Genomic DNA, 14,888 nt, shown 5'->3' on the forward strand with positions numbered 1-14,888 from the left:
TAGACTTAGACGGATTTCGTTCGCAGTCGGTGTGTGGGAGGGCGAGTGAAGAAGAGCCTGCTGGCCAAGCCGGACGACGTGGTCGACCGGGTCCGGGAGTGGGATCTGCTCGCGGAGTTCCTCACTGACCCAGATCCGGCGATGAGGCTCGGCATTGTGTCGGGGCGGCGGCGACATGGGAAGTCGTACCTTCTGCAAGCCCTGTCCGAGCAGGTCGGCGGCCTGTACGTCACAGCGGTCCGGGAGGAGGGGCGGCTGCCCGCGATCCAGCGGTTCAGTGACGCGGTCGCCGCCCACGCCGGCTTGCGGCCGGGGAGTCTGCGTCTGAACGACTGGCGTGACGTTCTGTCCAATGCCCTTGATGTGACCGCCCGTTCGTCGCATCCGCTCCTGGTGATCGACGAGTTGCCATATCTGCTCCAGCACTCGCCCGAGATCCCGGGGCTGCTTCAGCAGCTCTACGACGAACGCCAGCGGGGTGCCCGGCCCGGTGCCGGGCCGGGTCCGCGGCTGATCCTGTGCGGCTCCGCGATGAGTGTCATGCACGAACTGCTCTCAGGGACCAAGCCGCTGCGGGGACGTGCCGTGGTCGATCTACGGCTGGGCGCATTCGACTACCGTGACAGCCGGGCCTTCTGGCAGATCACCGACCCGCTGACCGCTCTGAAGGTGCACGCGGTCCTAGGTGGGGCCCCCGGCTACCGGCCGGTGGCTGCCCGGCCGCATCCGGACGACGGCTTCGACACCTGGCTCACCCGGACGCTGCTCGACCCGGGGCGGGCGGTGTACTCGCGTACCGAGACCGAGTACCTGCTGCGCGAGGACCCGAGGATCACACAGCACACGCTGTACTACGACATCCTCACCGCGATCGCGAACGGTGCCACCACCCCCAGCAAAATCGGTGCCGCCCTCGAGCGCCCGCGCAACGCCGTCGCCCACCCCCTCGGAGTCCTGGAATCCACCGGCTACATCCGGCGAGAACAGGACATCCTCCGCTCCAAGCACCCCGTCATCACCCTCGCCGACCCCGTCATCCGCTTCAACCAGCTCATCACCCTCCCGCAGGCCGCCGCTGTCGAGCAGGGCTTCGCCGAGCAGGTGTGGCAGCAGGCCGCCCCGACCTTCAACTCCAAGATCCTCGGGCCGCACTTCGAGGACCTGGCCCGCGACTTCACCCGTCGCTACGCCCACACCCTGCTGCCCGACGGGTTGCCCGGTCCGGTCGGCACCACCGAGGTCGCCGACCAGGCCGCCCGGACGAAGCATGAGGTCGATGTCATCGCCCTGGCCGCCGGCGAGCGCCCGCAGGCTCCTCGCGCGAGGATCGCGCTGCTGGGCGAGGCCAAGGCGACCGCCGCGCGCCGTGGGACCGGTGACCTGGAGCGCCTGGAACGTATCCGTGCCCTGCTCGCGGATCAGGGGTACGACACCGCTGCCACCACTCTGGCCCTGTACTCCCTGCACGGCTTCTATCCCGACCTGGTCGAACTGGCTCATAGTCGTGTCGACGTCCTCCTGGTCGATCTGCCCACCCTCTACAGCAGCTGACGGCCGGCGCCCGTGGCGAGCTTGCCAAGCCACTGGCGGACGGCTTGACGCCGGCTTACGTGCAACGGTTGTCGGAGCGCCACGCTGGTCTTTCGGCCCACGACATCCGCTTCTTGAGCTGTCCTGTCCGACTGAAGACATCAGCCCTCCTCACGGCCGGCCCACCGCCGTCAGGGGCGGCCTCCCTCGGGGATTCCACGTTCCACGCGGAAGATGTGGCCGGTTGGGCGCCCTCTTGACGTCCACCAAGTCGAGGTCTCAGGCCATCGTCAACGCCGGAAGGGCCATAGCGGGAGTCTGGGGCGAGGCCTGGCAAGGACCTTGCGCACCATGTCCTTGGAAATGTCGTGGCGGCCCCGGTCGTAGTAAATCTTTGCGTGCACCTCGTCGGGCGTGAACCGGGGGTTTTCCGCTGCGACCTGGCGGATGTATCGCGCCTTGGCCTCGTCGATTCCGCTATCGGCGGATGGAGCGCGGCGCTTGACGCGCCGACGGATGCGGCGACCGGAATCGTCGGAATAGACCACGCGCGCCTCCCCCAAGCGTCGATGGACGATCCGACGCTAGGGGAGCGGAGTGTTGCAGGTCCATGACTGATCGTGCGCAGCCATGACCGCCCGCTGGCGGGTTCCTGACCCGCCCTAAGCTGTCGGCTGCGGTCCGGCCGGTAGCGCGGCAGTCACAGGGAGGGGCAGGTCACGACCACCGTTCATGTCGCGGTCCTGGACCCCTTGCCGGTGTTCCGACATGGCGTCGCAGCGTCGTTGTCGAGCCTGGGGCAGCTCGTCGAGGAGCCCGCGAACGCTGAAGCCTGGCTGCGTGAACACCCGGGCGGGGTGGTGCTGCTGACCCTCCACTCCGCAGAAGACCTGGACCGGCTTACCGCACTGTGTCGCCTACGGCCCCGCCCGCTCGTCGTCGCGCTGCCGTCCGCCGGCGATGCCTCGCTGGGCGTGCGAGCCATGCGGGCCGGTGCCCGGTCGGTGGTGGCGCGCGAGGCGACGGTGTCGGCGTTGCAGCGGGCGGTGTCCGCGACCATCGACGGCGAGGCGGTGATGCCGACCGATGTCGTCGATCTTTTGGTGACCGGGCGGGGCGGCCGGGCCCCACGCGGCGCGGTTCCCTCCGCGGAGCAGATCGCCTGGTTGCGTCGGCTCTCCGACGGCTGGACCGTGTCCCGGCTGGCCTCGGACAGCGGCTACTCGGAGCGGGCGATGTACCGGCTGCTCCGGGCGTTCTACCAGAGGATCGGCGTCAGTACCCGCCTGGAGGCCATCATGCTGGCGCACGACAAGGGCTGGTTCGAGAACTAGCCGGCGCGGCCCGGTCGCATGCGCGCCAACTGCGTGAGTACCGGTTCGAGGCGCGGGTCACCGTTGGCCAGGATCTCCACCATGAACCTCAGCCGGTCGTCCAGCCCGGGCGTCCGCTCGGCCGGCTCAGGCCGTGCCTGACGGAACGCCTCCAGTGCCGCCGCGGGTTCGTCGTCGTCGATGAGGACCGAATAGCACCGGGCGATACCTGTGAAGTCCCACGCCACCAGGTCATGCGTGTCCGCCCTGGCGCGCTGGCCGGTCTCGTCGTGGAGTTGCTGGAAGAGATCCCTCGCGGTGCCCGGGAGACCGGAGCGATGCGCGATGATCCCCCGCAGCGCGAGTTCCACGGTCTCCTTGCCGGCCACCCGGTAGCGGGCCGACTCCTCGATCGCCTTCCGGGCCGCCGGGAGATCGCCCATGTGCACGTGCGTGAGGGCCAATACGGTGAGCGACCGCCGCAGGTTGATCGGATCCCGGTGGTCGCGTGCGATACCGATCGCCCGCTCGACCATCCATCGCGCCTCGCTGTACCTGTCCTGATAGAGGTACAGCTCGGCCCTCGCGCTGAGCAGGTCCGCCTGGATCGAGGGATCTGGGCGGGCCGTGACCAACTCGTCGCACCTGGCCACCATCGTCAGTGCGTTCGGGATCTCGTTCAGCTCGGCGTACCACCGGGCCAGCCGCAACGCGGCACCGGACGCCAGTTCGGGCTCGGTCTCCTGAGCGGCTTCGAAAGCCGAGAGGGCGTCCTCGATAGCGCGCCGGTAGTTGCCCTGCCGCTGTCGGCAGTCGGCCAGTCCGGTCAGCGCGGCGGCACGGTCGCCGTCATCGTCGTCCTCGCCCGCCAGTCCCCACGCCCACCTGTAGTGCTTTTCGGCCTCCGCTAGGTGGCCGTGTTCCCAGAACATGACGCCCATGCCGATGTGGATTCCGCGTATCGCCTCACGGTTCTGGTCCTCCTGGGCCATGGTGAGGGCGATCTGGTAGGCGGACCGGGCAGCGGGGAAGTCGCCGCTGTACGAGTAGATGTTTCCCAGCCCGGCGAGGTTCACCATCTCGCCTTCCCGGTCGTCACCGAGCCGGCCACGTATGGCTTCCCGCTGGGTCCGCAGCTCGGTCCCGCTGCCCCAGCGGTGCACCAGGTCGTCCATCGATTCGATGAGGTCGTGGGCGCAGTCGTGCAGTCCGGCCCGGAGCCAGACGTCGACGCGCGCGAAGTGCGCGTGCAGGTCGACCATGCCGTGGACGTCGTCGTCGTCCTTCTGCATGCCCTGCAACACCACGGCCGCTCGCAGCAGGAGGGCGCGCCGGGTCGGCGGCTCGTCTCCGTCCGCCCGCCGATCACCGTCGGCCAGGCGGCTGAGGACCGCCTCGATCTCGCTCTTTCGCAGATATCGGCGGCCGTCCCGGCGCTCCAGTACTAGACGAGCAGCGACAAGCGCTCGCAAGGCCGGCTCAATCCGTGACGTCGGCACATACGGCTCCAGGATGCCGATGACGGCTTCGGTTCCGGCCGGAATGCCGAGCGCTGCCAAACCCTCCGCCACCCGCTGCTGTTCGGCGGGAAGGTGGTCGATGAACTTGTGCACCAAACGTCGATGCACCTCGCTCGCCGGCACGGACGACAGCCACGCTCCGATCTCGTGGACCTGCAGCCTCCGCGGATCGCTGCTGATGACCGCGGAGAGCAGTTCGGCGAGCCGCGGGTTGCCGGCCAGACGACCGTGAATACGCCGCAAGTCGTTCTCCGGCAGGACGGCCAGTCCGTACCTGTCGCTCGGATCGAGTACGGCGAATTGCTCCCGCAGTGACGGCGGCTTGAGCCCGCTGAGGCTTATGCCGACCGCCTTCTCCGTCCACGCCACGCCCGCCGTCGCCTCGGGTATGCGCTGCGTCACGAAAACGACCTTGACAAGCGGGTTCTGCCGACCTTGCACCGTCTCCAGCGCCAGGTCGAGCTCCGAGTCGCGCAGGGCGTGCCCGTCCTTGAGGAGGTTCTCCGCCGAGTCGATCACGATCACCCGCCGGAAGCCGCTGGTCGCGTCGAGGCCGTCCAGGGCGATCTCCAGGCGTGCCCGTGCGAAGGGGCCGGCCGCCCGGCCCGACCCGGGTGGTTCGATGTCCTCGACCAGGGTCGCCACGCCGATCTCCCCGTACGGTGTGGCGTCGTGCCAGCGAACCACCGAGGACTCGTCGTCCGGATCCGTCCAGCTCAGGTCGGCGAGCACCTCGCGCACCAGCGCCGTCTTGCCTATCCCGGCCGGACCGCTCACCACGATGACGGAGGTGGCCCGATCTTCCAGCGCCGCGCGAAGACGGCTCTGTGGACCCGTGCGGTCGACGAAGGCAGATGGGCTCCGCACCGGCCCGCTCGCCGTCCGCGTCGCCACCGTGCTGGCCTTCCCGAGGTCCTCCCCCGCGTCGAAGAACTCCGGCCTGGCTGCCTGTGGGTGCACCTGCCCCAGCAGAACCTGGGTGAGCCGACCTGCCAGCCGTGCGCACCAGCGGCGGGCTTCCGGCGTACCGCTCGTGTACGCGCTGTGCAGCATCGCCTGGGCGAGCAGGGAGACCTTCAGCTGCCTGTGCCACTGCTCCGGATCCCCGTGCTTGTCGGTCACGAACTGGAGTGCGGGCTCCCGAAGCGCATCGATGATCTTTCGCACCCAGCCCTGCATGCCGCCATCGAGATGCTTGTCGCGCTTGTCGCGCTCCAGATAGGTGAGAAACGTCGACTGGCTGCCCAGAGAGGACTCCCCGATCTCCCGCCAGCAGAGCGAGATCAGCAGGGTGGCGAGATCCCGGCTCAGCGGTCCTTGCGCGTCGTAGGTGGCCAGGTCGATCAGTCGGAAGCGGTTCGCGTCGACGATCCCGTCGTGCTGGGGCACGAGGACGTTGTCTCCGTGCAGGTCTCCGTGTGTCCGGCCCACCAGATAGTGGATCTTCCTCTGGGTCGCGGACGTGTCCTTGGTGAACAGCCGCCACGGGTTGGGCAACGGCTCGTTCTCGTCCGGCAGCTCCAGGAGGTCGGGCGTGAGCAGGCCGCGCTTTCGCGCCCAGTCGTGCAGCCATCCGTCGGTCTTGAAGCCGTCGCCCAGTTCGCGCGTCAGTAACTCGGCCACCGTCGCCTGCTCAATGTCGTACGAGTCACCGGTCCACCCCAGGAGCATCCTGCGCCAGATCGTCTTGCAGGCGTCGGCGCGTTGGCCGAGATCCACGTTTCCCAGCGGAATGCCCTCGGCCTTGAACTGGCCGACGACGAAAGCGTCCTGGGGACAGTTGGCCGTTGGAAAAGCGACCTTGGCGAGGTGCTGTTGGCGAAATTCCTCGGGTGCCTCCCGCAGGGCCGCCAAATGCCGTCGGTTCTCCCGCTGGTGCTTCAACGGCACCGGCGGACAGTACTTGATCACGCACCAACGCGGTTCGGGCTTCCCCTCGGTGTGGACCACCAGTGCCTTCGCCAACTGCGCCCCGCTGAAGCCGCGACTGCGTGCCTCGATGGTGTCGCCACGGATCTTCCAGCCGTTGTCGCGCAGCGACTCGATGATCGCCGAAGCGACGTCGGCGTCTCCGAACTCGCGGGTCAGCTCCTCCAGTACGGTCATGAGCGGGGGAACCTCGATTCCAGTTCTCGCATCCTGATCTGGAAATCGCCCTTGTCCTGGTCGTGGTAGCGCCGGAAGTACCAGGCCGGCAGGCGTGGCTGGAGCCGTCTCATCTGATAGAGCGTGTCCTGGACCTGGCGAGCGAAGCGGGTCAGCGCGTCCGGTGTGGTGATCACCGGTGACGTGGGGTCGTCGATGACCGCACGCACCAGCCCGAGGACGCGCAGTCGCTCCTGGATGCTCGTCATCTGTGTGCGGTACATCTCCAGGCACAGGAGCAGCAGGCCGAGAGAGGGAACGAACCAGCCGGTGACCAGCCGGCTCACCGTCCCGCCAATGGCGAGGGTCAGCAGGACGCCCGCCGTGGACCACAGCACCAGCACGCCGAGCATCAGCTGGGCGAAGCGCAGCCGGATCCGGGACCCCCAGGCCAGGTTCTGTTCCAGGCAGAAGAGCACGTCGTAGGGCGCGGCGGCGTCCACGACGAGGTAGTAGCCCCGCAGCCGGTCTTCGCCGCCGCGATAGCGCCGGCTCAGTCGGCTCACCTCGTCGTCGCCGATCCGGTTGCCGACCGCCACGCTGTTCCACGGAAGGCCAAGCACGTCGGCGTCAAACATCTCCTGGAGAGTGGCGGCGATCCGCAGGTACCGCTCGGCCCATGGCGCCATCACCCCCATGTACAGCGCGGCCCAGAGAGTGCCGCCGAGGGTGATGGCGGTGCCGTACCGCGACCCCGAGCCAGTCAGCAGACCGGCGACGGCCAGAGCGATCGAGACGCCCAGGCTCAGCGTCTGCGCCCGTTGGTTGTGGAGGTGAGCCACGGCGATGGCTTTGAGTACACGCATGGCCGCGACGCTCTCCTGCTGGTCCGCGATGGCATGGGTGCTCGCCAACGTCCCTCCCCCGTGTGCAGATCTGTGTAGTGAGTTTCACACGTCTGATAGCCATGGCGGTACGGTCAGTTCGTCTCCGGTGACTGACGGTGCGCCCGTCATCGGTCCGTAGACCGCTGTCGGCACAGGCCTTCGGGACGATGTGCGGCAGGGCGTCGTCAAGACGACGAACGCCTTGGCCCCGATCGTCCACCCTTGCCCTGGCCCAAAGACGGAGTGGTGGGGAAGCCAGACGTGGGTCATGGCGGGCAGGGCCTGACACGCGGCGGAAATGTCGCTGCCACCAGAGTCTGGTGACCTTGGTCTGGACCCGTCGACCAGGAGCTTTGTGGTTGCGCAGGGCAGCCAACTCTGGTCAGTCCTACCAGCTTGGAAAAGGCTCCCTACGTTGTTCTGCGGGAGGCGGTGAGCCCTTCGTATGGTTCACCCACCCAGGGACGGGGGGTGTGGTTGCAAAGGGTCACTGGTCGGGCCATGCCATAGGTCAGCGCGGTGAGCTTCGAGTAGAAGGGGCCGGAGAGCCGGCATCCGAGACGCCTGAGTGCATCGTACCGACCAGGAGCGCATGAAGCGTCCGATCCGCTGGTCACGCTGCCCACGGATTCCGTGCAACGCCCCAGGTCAGAGCCCTAAACCGCGGAGACGGCCGGGGCCGCCACCCCCCACAGGAGAGGCCCCGGCCGTCGCGCGGCACGGGCCGCGCGGCGGCCCGTACTCTCTTCAGCGCCATGGATGCGGTTTCTGTCACACCCCGCGGGGCCCGCCCCGGATCACGAGGTCGTTGCATTTTGTACGGACATGGACGAGCAGCGGTTTCAGGTCGTAACGTGCCTTTCGCGCCGGGCGCGGAAGTTGAAATGATCAGCGTGACTCTCGAGCGATCACCACAACCCCTCGACGGCTCGAAGCGGCGACCATCGATCGCGACCATGTATTGAGGATTCACGGGTGCTGGGGGACGACGCGGAGTTGACTGCCGCGGTGCTTGCGGCACAGGACGGGGACGAGACCGCCTTCCGGACTGTGTACCGCGCGGTGCACCCGCGGCTGCTCGGATACGTCCGGACGCTGGTCGGTGATCCGGACGCCGAGGACGTGGCCTCCGAGGCCTGGCTCCAGATAGCCCGTGACCTGGACCGTTTCGACGGGGACGCGGACCGCTTCCGCGGCTGGGCCGCACGGATAGCCCGCAACCGCGCCCTGGACCACATCCGGATGCGCGGCCGCCGGCCCGCCATCGGCGGCGACGAGACCGAGCTGACCGGGAAGCCCGCCGAGTCGGACACCGCGGGCGAGGCCATCGAGGCGCTGGCCACCGGCAGCACCCTCTCGCTCATCGCCCGGCTGCCCCAGGACCAGGCCGAGGCCGTGGTGCTGCGCGTGGTGGTCGGCCTGGATGCCAAGACCGCCGCCGAGACCCTCGGCAAGCGTCCCGGCGCGGTACGCACGGCCGCGCACCGGGGTCTGAAACGGCTCGCCGAGCTCCTCGGCGACGATCCGGAATCGGCCGGCGCGCTCGATGCCCTGCCGCCCCAGCGAGAACCGCAGGACAGTGCGGTGACGTCCGCGAGTGTGACGCATATGCGTCCGCGGACGCAGAAGGACATGTGATGGCCGACGAGAGCTACGGGTGGCTGGACCTCGACACAGCGGAGCGGTTGCTGCGCGGCGAGTCACTGGAAGCTGTCGACGCGGCCGACCGCGACCACGCCGAACGACTCGCGAAAACGCTGGAGGCGCTGGCCGCGGAACCCGCGCCGACCAGCGGCGGACTTCCCGGTGAGGAGGCCGCGCTGGCCGCGTTCCGCAAGGTGCGCACGGAGCGCGCGGACGACTGGGTGAGCCCGGCCGCCCGGGGTCGGCACCGGACCGGAGCCGGCCGCACCGACGCCGGTCTCGTGCGGATCGGCGCACCGGACGCGGGGACCGGCCGGCCCCGTCGGTGGCGCCCGGCGCACCTCGGACTGGCCGCCGTACTGGCCGTGGGCATGGTCGGCGGAGTGGCCGTCGCGGCCGGAATCGGAGTCCTGCCGCACTTCGGGGACGGCGAACCGGAACCCGCCGCGTCGGTGTCGGCCGCCGCGACACCGGACCGCCCGCTCGTCTCGCCCTCGGCCCCTCAGGTCGCGCCTTCGCCCGAGAACTCCCCTTCCGGAGGGGCGGGTTCCCGGGACACGGCACGCGGCGACACCGGCGCGGCGCCCGACACGGGTTCCGAAGGGCTGGGCGTACGGCCCCGCAGGGACTGGAACGGATCCGCCTCGGCCTGCCGGGACGTGCGCGACGGCAAGAACCTCGACCCGACCCGCAAGCGCTCCCTGGAGGACGCGGCGGGCGGCACCTCGCGCGTGTGGAAGTACTGCAGGGGTGTCCTGTCCGGCGCCGACACCCGGGGCGACGCCAAGTCGGCCCCCGACGACCGCAAGGGCGACGGCAAGGCCGAGGACACCGGCAACAACGACGACAACGACAAAAGCGGCCACGGCGACCGGAACGGCCGCGGTCACGGGAACGGGAACGGCCACGACGACGGCCAGTTCACGTCCCCTCGCAAGAACCACCACGACCCGGACGGCGGCACCTCCGGCGCCCCGCTCACCTCGCCCGGGGCAACGATGTCACCGACCCCGCGGCCGAGTCCGTCGTACAGCGCGATCTGACCGCTCGCGGCATCGTTGACCTGCACTTTTCTCACCCACCACGATTCAGGTCGCGGTGGGTGTGACGTTTTCGGCCGCTGCGGCGCAGTACTGAGTGAGCCGACTGGTCATCGGCCGTCGCACAGAGCCGGGGTTCCCCCCGTACCTACGGCTCGTGCACCTGGCGCGGGCGGGACACGTTCCCCCGGTCCCGTCCGCGCCCCTAATACCTCTTCGGTCGTGGAACTCACCAGTGGACGACGACCTTGTCGCCGTTCCGTACCTGGGCGAACAGGTCGGCGATCGCCGCCTCGTCCCGCACGTTGACGCAGCCGTGCGAGCCACCCGCGTATCCGTGGGCCGCGAAGTCGGCCGAGTAGTGCACCGCCTGGCCGCCGCTGAAGAACATGGCGTACGGCATCGGGGAGTCGTAGAGCGTCGACACATGGTGCCGGGACTTCCAGTAGACGCTGAACACGCCCTCACGGGTCGGCGTGCCCACCGAGCCGAAGCGGACCGGCACGGTCGTCACCGTCCGCCCGTCGATCATCCAGCGCAGTGTCCGGCTCGTCTTGCTGATGCACAGCACCCGCCCGGTCAGACAGCGCGCGTCCGGCGCGTCGGCCGGCTGCCCGCCCATCAGATACAGCTCCCACTTGCCCGGCTCGTGTGTCATGTCCTTCAGCCGCTTCCAGGTGACCGTGTCGGTCCTCCCGGTCCTCGGCAGCCCCCGCTTGCCCTGGAACCCCTTGACCGCGCGTTCGGTGAGATCGTCGTACGACCCCGTCGGCCCGTCGTAGAGCCACGCGACCTGCCGCAGCCGGGCCTGCAACTCCCGCACGTCCCGCCCGGAGTCGCCACGCGACCACAGCACGGCGGCAGCGGGCGCGGCGGAAGGAGTGGACGGTGTCGCACTCGGCTTCGGGTCGTCGTCCGCCGGCGGCGTACTGCGCTTCGGGACCTCGATCCGTACCGGCAGACGCCGCTTCCCGTCGCCGTCCCTGTCGGCGGTCTGCACCGTGCAGCCGCAGGCCAGCGCCAGGACCAGCAGTGCGGCGAACGATCTCCCCATGCCCGTAGTACGCATCCGGACCCCCTGTCGTCTCACCGGCATCCCCTGAGATGTCTCCCCCCGGACGGCCGGTTGCGAACGACCCGGCGGCGCTTCGCCCGAGACCGCAATACGGTGGTGGGCATGACGCGTGAGTCGGAGTCCGGACTGCCCATCGAACCCGTCTACGGTCCCGAGACCCTTCAGGGCTGGAACCCCGAGGAGAAACTCGGTGAGCCGGGCGGGTACCCCTTCACGCGGGGCGTGTATCCGTCGATGTACACGGGCCGCCCCTGGACGATGCGCCAGTACGCCGGTTTCGGCACGGCGACGGAGTCCAACGCCCGCTACCGGCAGCTGATCGCCCACGGCACGACGGGTCTGTCGGTCGCCTTCGACCTGCCCACCCAGATGGGCCACGACTCCGACGCCCCGATCGCGAGCGGCGAGGTCGGCAAGGTGGGTGTGGCGATCGACTCGATCGACGACATGCGGGTGCTGTTCGGCGGGATCCCGCTGGACCGGGTGTCCACGTCGATGACGATCAACGCCCCGGCGGCCCTCCTGCTGCTCCTGTACCAACTGGTCGCCGAGGAGCAGGGGATCAGCGCGGACCGGCTCACCGGCACGATCCAGAACGACGTGCTGAAGGAGTACATCGCGCGCGGCACGTACATCTTCCCGCCCAAGCCGTCGCTGCGCCTGATCGCCGACATCTTCAAGTACTGCCAGAGCGAGATCCCGAGGTGGAACACGATCTCGATCTCCGGCTATCACATGGCGGAGGCGGGTGCCTCGCCGGCGCAGGAGATCGCGTTCACGCTGGCGGACGGCATCGAGTACGTGCGCACGGCGGTCGCGGCGGGCATGGATGTCGACGACTTCGCCCCGCGCCTGTCGTTCTTCTTCGTGGCGCGGACGACGATCCTGGAGGAGGTCGCCAAGTTCCGTGCGGCCAGGCGGATCTGGGCGCGGGTGATGCGGGAGGAGTTCGGTGCGCGGAACCCGAAGTCGTTGATGCTGCGCTTCCACACGCAGACGGCCGGGGTGCAGCTGACGGCCCAGCAGCCGGAGGTCAACCTGGTCCGGGTCGCCGTCCAGGGTCTGGCGGCGGTCCTCGGCGGTACCCAGTCGCTGCACACCAACTCCTACGACGAGGCCATCGCCCTGCCGACCGACAAGTCCGCCCGCCTGGCCCTGCGCACCCAGCAGGTGCTGGCCTACGAGACCGACGTGACGGCGACGGTCGACCCGTTCGCGGGCTCGTACGTGATCGAGAACATGACGGACGACGTCGAGACGGCCGCACGGGACCTGATGCGGAAGGTCGAGGACCTCGGTGGCGCGGTCGCCGCCATCGAGCACGGCTTCCAGAAGAACGAGATCGAGCACAACGCCTACCGCATCGCCCAGGAGACCGACGCCGGCGAGCGGGTGGTCGTGGGCGTCAACCGCTTCCAGCTCGACGAGGAGGAGCCGTACGAGCCCCTCCGCGTCGACCCCGCCATCGAGGCCCAGCAGGCGGAGCGGCTGGCCCGGCTCCGTGCCGAGCGCGACCGGTCCGCGGTGGACGCGGCCCTCGCCGCCCTGAAGAAGGCCGCCGAGGGCGAGGACAACGTCCTCCCCCCGATGAAGGACGCGCTCAAGGCCCGCGCGACGGTGGGCGAGGTGTGCAACGCGCTGCGCGAGGTGTGGGGCACGTACGTCCCGTCGGACGCGTTCTGAGTGCGACACTCGTTCCCATGTTCGGTGTCATCGACCTCCCCACCTATCTGGCGGGCCTCGTCCTGATCGTCCTGCTGCCCGGGCCCAACTCGCTGTACGTCGTCTCCGTCGCCGCGCGGCGGGGAGTGCGGGCCGGGTACACGGCGGCGGCGGGCGTCTGGTGCGGGGACGCCGTGCTGATGACCCTGTCCGCGGCCGGGGTCGCCTCGCTGCTCCAGGCCAACGCCGTGCTGTTCGGGATCGTGAAGTACGCGGGCGCCGGGTATCTGACCTGGCTCGCGGTGGGGATGCTGCGGGCCGCGTGGGGGATGTGGCGGACCCGGCGGGAGCAGGCCGCCGAGGAGGCTCCCGTCGCCGGGACCGGTGACGAGCGACCGTATCGCAGGGCTCTCGTGATCAGCCTGTTCAACCCCAAGGCGATCCTGTTCTTCGTCGCCTTCTTCGTGCAGTTCGTGGATCCGGGCTACGCGTATCCGGCGATCTCGTTCGTCGTCCTGGGCACCTTCGCCCAGCTGGCCAGCTTCCTGTACCTCACCGCGCTGATCTTCGGCGGGACGAGGCTGGCGAACGCGTTCCGGCGCCGGCGGCGGTTGTCGGCGGGGGCGACCTCGGCCGCGGGGGCGCTGTTCCTCGGGTTCGCCGTGAAGCTGTCGCTCGCTAGCGCGTGATTCCGCGGCCGACATACCCCGTCAGCTTCGAGGCGTCCTCACCCGCCCAGCCCACATAGCCGTCGGGACGCACGAGGAACAGTCCCTTCCCGTACGACGGTTGCTCCTCGCCGGTGACCACCCGCACGGATTCCGGCAGCTCCGGTGCCTCCAGGCCCACCGCCACCAGTGTCCAGTGCGGGCCCCGGAACGCGTCGAAGAGGCGGACGCCGCCCAGCTTGCCGTCGGGGGCGCGATCGCCCGCGCGGAGCCCGCTCGGTGCCGTGCGTGTCTCCTCGGTCAGGGACGAGTCCCGGTACCCCAGGCCCAGTTGGCGGGTCGCCTCGCCGCGGCGGACCTCGCCCCGGTGCACGCCCGTCGAGATGCCGAGCATCTGCGCGGCGATGGGCCGGCGTTCCTCCTCGTAGCTGTCCAGGAGGGCGGCCGGGGCACCGCCCCGCAGCACCGCGCCCAGCTTCCAGCCCAGGTTGTACGCGTCCTGGACGCTGGTGTTCAGGCCCTGGCCGCCCGCGGGGGAGTGGACGTGGGCCGCGTCACCGGCGAGGAAGATCCGGCCGGAGCGGAAACGGTCCGCGAAGGCCGCGCGGGGCCGGAAGTCGGAGGCCCAGCGGACCTCGGTCACCGACTCGGCGGCCAGGTGGGAGCGGGCCGCGACGACCGCGCGGACGGCGTCGAGGGACAGGTCCACCTGCGTGCCCTCCGGGAACTGGGCCACGACCTGGAAGTCCTCGGTGCCGGCGAGCGGGCAGATCGCGAGGTAGCCGATGCTCTCGCCGCGCGGCGGGAAGACGTGCCAGTTGTCCCGGTCGAGGCCGGTGACGCGGACGTCCGCGACGAGGAGCGGGTTCGGGTCGACCGTCTCGCCGGTCATGCCGATGCCGAGCGTCCGGCGGACGACCGAGCGCCCGCCGTCGGCGGCGACCACGTACCGGGCGCGGACGTCCGCCCCCGCCGCGAAGCGCACGGTCACCCCGTCGGCGTCCTGCTCGAACCCCACGACCTCCCGGCCGAAGGACACCCGCCCGCCCAGCTCCTCCAGCCGTGCGAACAGCACTTCCTGCGTGCGCCACTGCGGCACCATCCACGGCGCGTTGTACGGCGAGTCCTCCGTCGCCTCGGCCGGGTCGAACATCCGGTGCTCACCGACCCGCTCACCGTCCTGCCACACCATGCCGACCGGGTAGGTCCCGCCGACCGCGAGGATCGCGTCGAGCACGCCCAGGTCGTCGAAGACCTCCATGGTGCGCGGCTGGAGGCCCTTGCCGCGTGAGCCCGGGAACAGCCGGTCCGCCTTCTCCACGACCAGCGCGTCCACACCCCGCCGGGCGAGGTCGATGCCGAGGGCGAGCCCCGTGGGGCCGGCGCCGACGACCAGTACGTCCGTGTTCATACCCATCTCCTTAACGCTGTTAAGTGCAGCTGCCGTCGAGAGTGCCCTTAACG

The 14,888-nt window shown here is 69.7% G+C and carries 11 protein-coding genes; 6 read left to right on the forward strand and 5 right to left on the reverse strand.

All coding sequences use genetic code 11. The features are described 5' to 3' along the window. The first annotated feature begins 45 nt into the window (after positions 1-45). Positions 46-1,551 (forward strand): ATP-binding protein, encoded by a 1,506-nt coding sequence (locus tag ACIBJB_RS37705; RefSeq protein WP_398937705.1) that lies wholly within the window; start codon positions 46-48, stop codon positions 1,549-1,551. Positions 1,552-1,820: 269 nt separating this feature from the next. On the opposite strand, the gene ACIBJB_RS37710 is transcribed toward ACIBJB_RS37705, so the two are convergent. Continuing rightward, positions 1,821-2,078 carry a hypothetical protein gene (locus ACIBJB_RS37710; RefSeq protein ID WP_398937707.1) on the reverse strand — a complete coding sequence of 86 codons (258 nt, stop codon included), beginning with the start codon at positions 2,076-2,078 and terminating at the stop codon, positions 1,821-1,823. Positions 2,079-2,288: 210 nt separating this feature from the next. Here ACIBJB_RS37710 and ACIBJB_RS37715 point away from each other — a divergent pair, with 210 nt between their 5' ends. Further along, entirely contained in the window at positions 2,289-2,864 is a 576-nt protein-coding gene (locus ACIBJB_RS37715; RefSeq protein ID WP_398937709.1) for a hypothetical protein, read from the forward strand. On the opposite strand, the gene ACIBJB_RS37720 is transcribed toward ACIBJB_RS37715, so the two are convergent. After that, positions 2,861-6,469 (reverse strand): AAA family ATPase, encoded by a 3,609-nt coding sequence (locus tag ACIBJB_RS37720; protein ID WP_398937711.1) that lies wholly within the window; start codon positions 6,467-6,469, stop codon positions 2,861-2,863. The genes ACIBJB_RS37715 and ACIBJB_RS37720 overlap by 4 nt on opposite strands. Next, positions 6,466-7,362: an S-4TM family putative pore-forming effector gene (locus ACIBJB_RS37725; RefSeq protein ID WP_398937714.1), complete on the reverse strand. Its 897-nt coding sequence runs from the start codon at positions 7,360-7,362 to the stop codon at positions 6,466-6,468. Before ACIBJB_RS37725 ends, ACIBJB_RS37720 begins: the two co-directional genes overlap by 4 nt. Before the next feature lie 948 nt (positions 7,363-8,310). Here ACIBJB_RS37725 and ACIBJB_RS37730 point away from each other — a divergent pair. Then, positions 8,311-8,973, forward strand: coding sequence for an RNA polymerase sigma factor (locus tag ACIBJB_RS37730; RefSeq protein ID WP_069763508.1), 663 nt, complete (start codon positions 8,311-8,313; stop codon positions 8,971-8,973). Further along, complete coding sequence (locus tag ACIBJB_RS37735; protein WP_398937716.1) at positions 8,973-10,022, forward strand: hypothetical protein; 1,050 nt, start codon at positions 8,973-8,975, stop codon at positions 10,020-10,022. The genes ACIBJB_RS37730 and ACIBJB_RS37735 overlap by 1 nt, the downstream gene beginning before the upstream one ends. 226 nt (positions 10,023-10,248) lie before the next feature. Here the strand turns inward: ACIBJB_RS37735 and ACIBJB_RS37740 are convergent, their stop codons facing one another. Further along, complete coding sequence (locus ACIBJB_RS37740; protein ID WP_398937718.1) at positions 10,249-11,073, reverse strand: L,D-transpeptidase family protein; 825 nt, start codon at positions 11,071-11,073, stop codon at positions 10,249-10,251. Between the two features lie 123 nt (positions 11,074-11,196). Here ACIBJB_RS37740 and ACIBJB_RS37745 point away from each other — a divergent pair, with 123 nt between their 5' ends. After that, on the forward strand, positions 11,197-12,777 hold the full coding sequence (locus tag ACIBJB_RS37745; RefSeq protein WP_398937720.1) for a methylmalonyl-CoA mutase: 1,581 nt from the start codon (positions 11,197-11,199) through the stop codon (positions 12,775-12,777). Between the two features lie 17 nt (positions 12,778-12,794). Next, positions 12,795-13,445 carry a leucine efflux protein LeuE gene (gene leuE / locus ACIBJB_RS37750; RefSeq protein ID WP_398937722.1) on the forward strand — a complete coding sequence of 217 codons (651 nt, stop codon included), beginning with the start codon at positions 12,795-12,797 and terminating at the stop codon, positions 13,443-13,445. Here the strand turns inward: leuE and ACIBJB_RS37755 are convergent. After that, positions 13,435-14,835, reverse strand: coding sequence for an FAD-dependent oxidoreductase (locus ACIBJB_RS37755; protein WP_398937725.1), 1,401 nt, complete (start codon positions 14,833-14,835; stop codon positions 13,435-13,437). The genes leuE and ACIBJB_RS37755 overlap by 11 nt on opposite strands. Positions 14,836-14,888: the final 53 nt, after the last annotated feature.

Origin of the sequence: Streptomyces sp. NPDC050759 (assembly GCF_044456945.1) — a bacterium.
GTDB lineage: Bacteria > Actinomycetota > Actinomycetes > Streptomycetales > Streptomycetaceae > Streptomyces.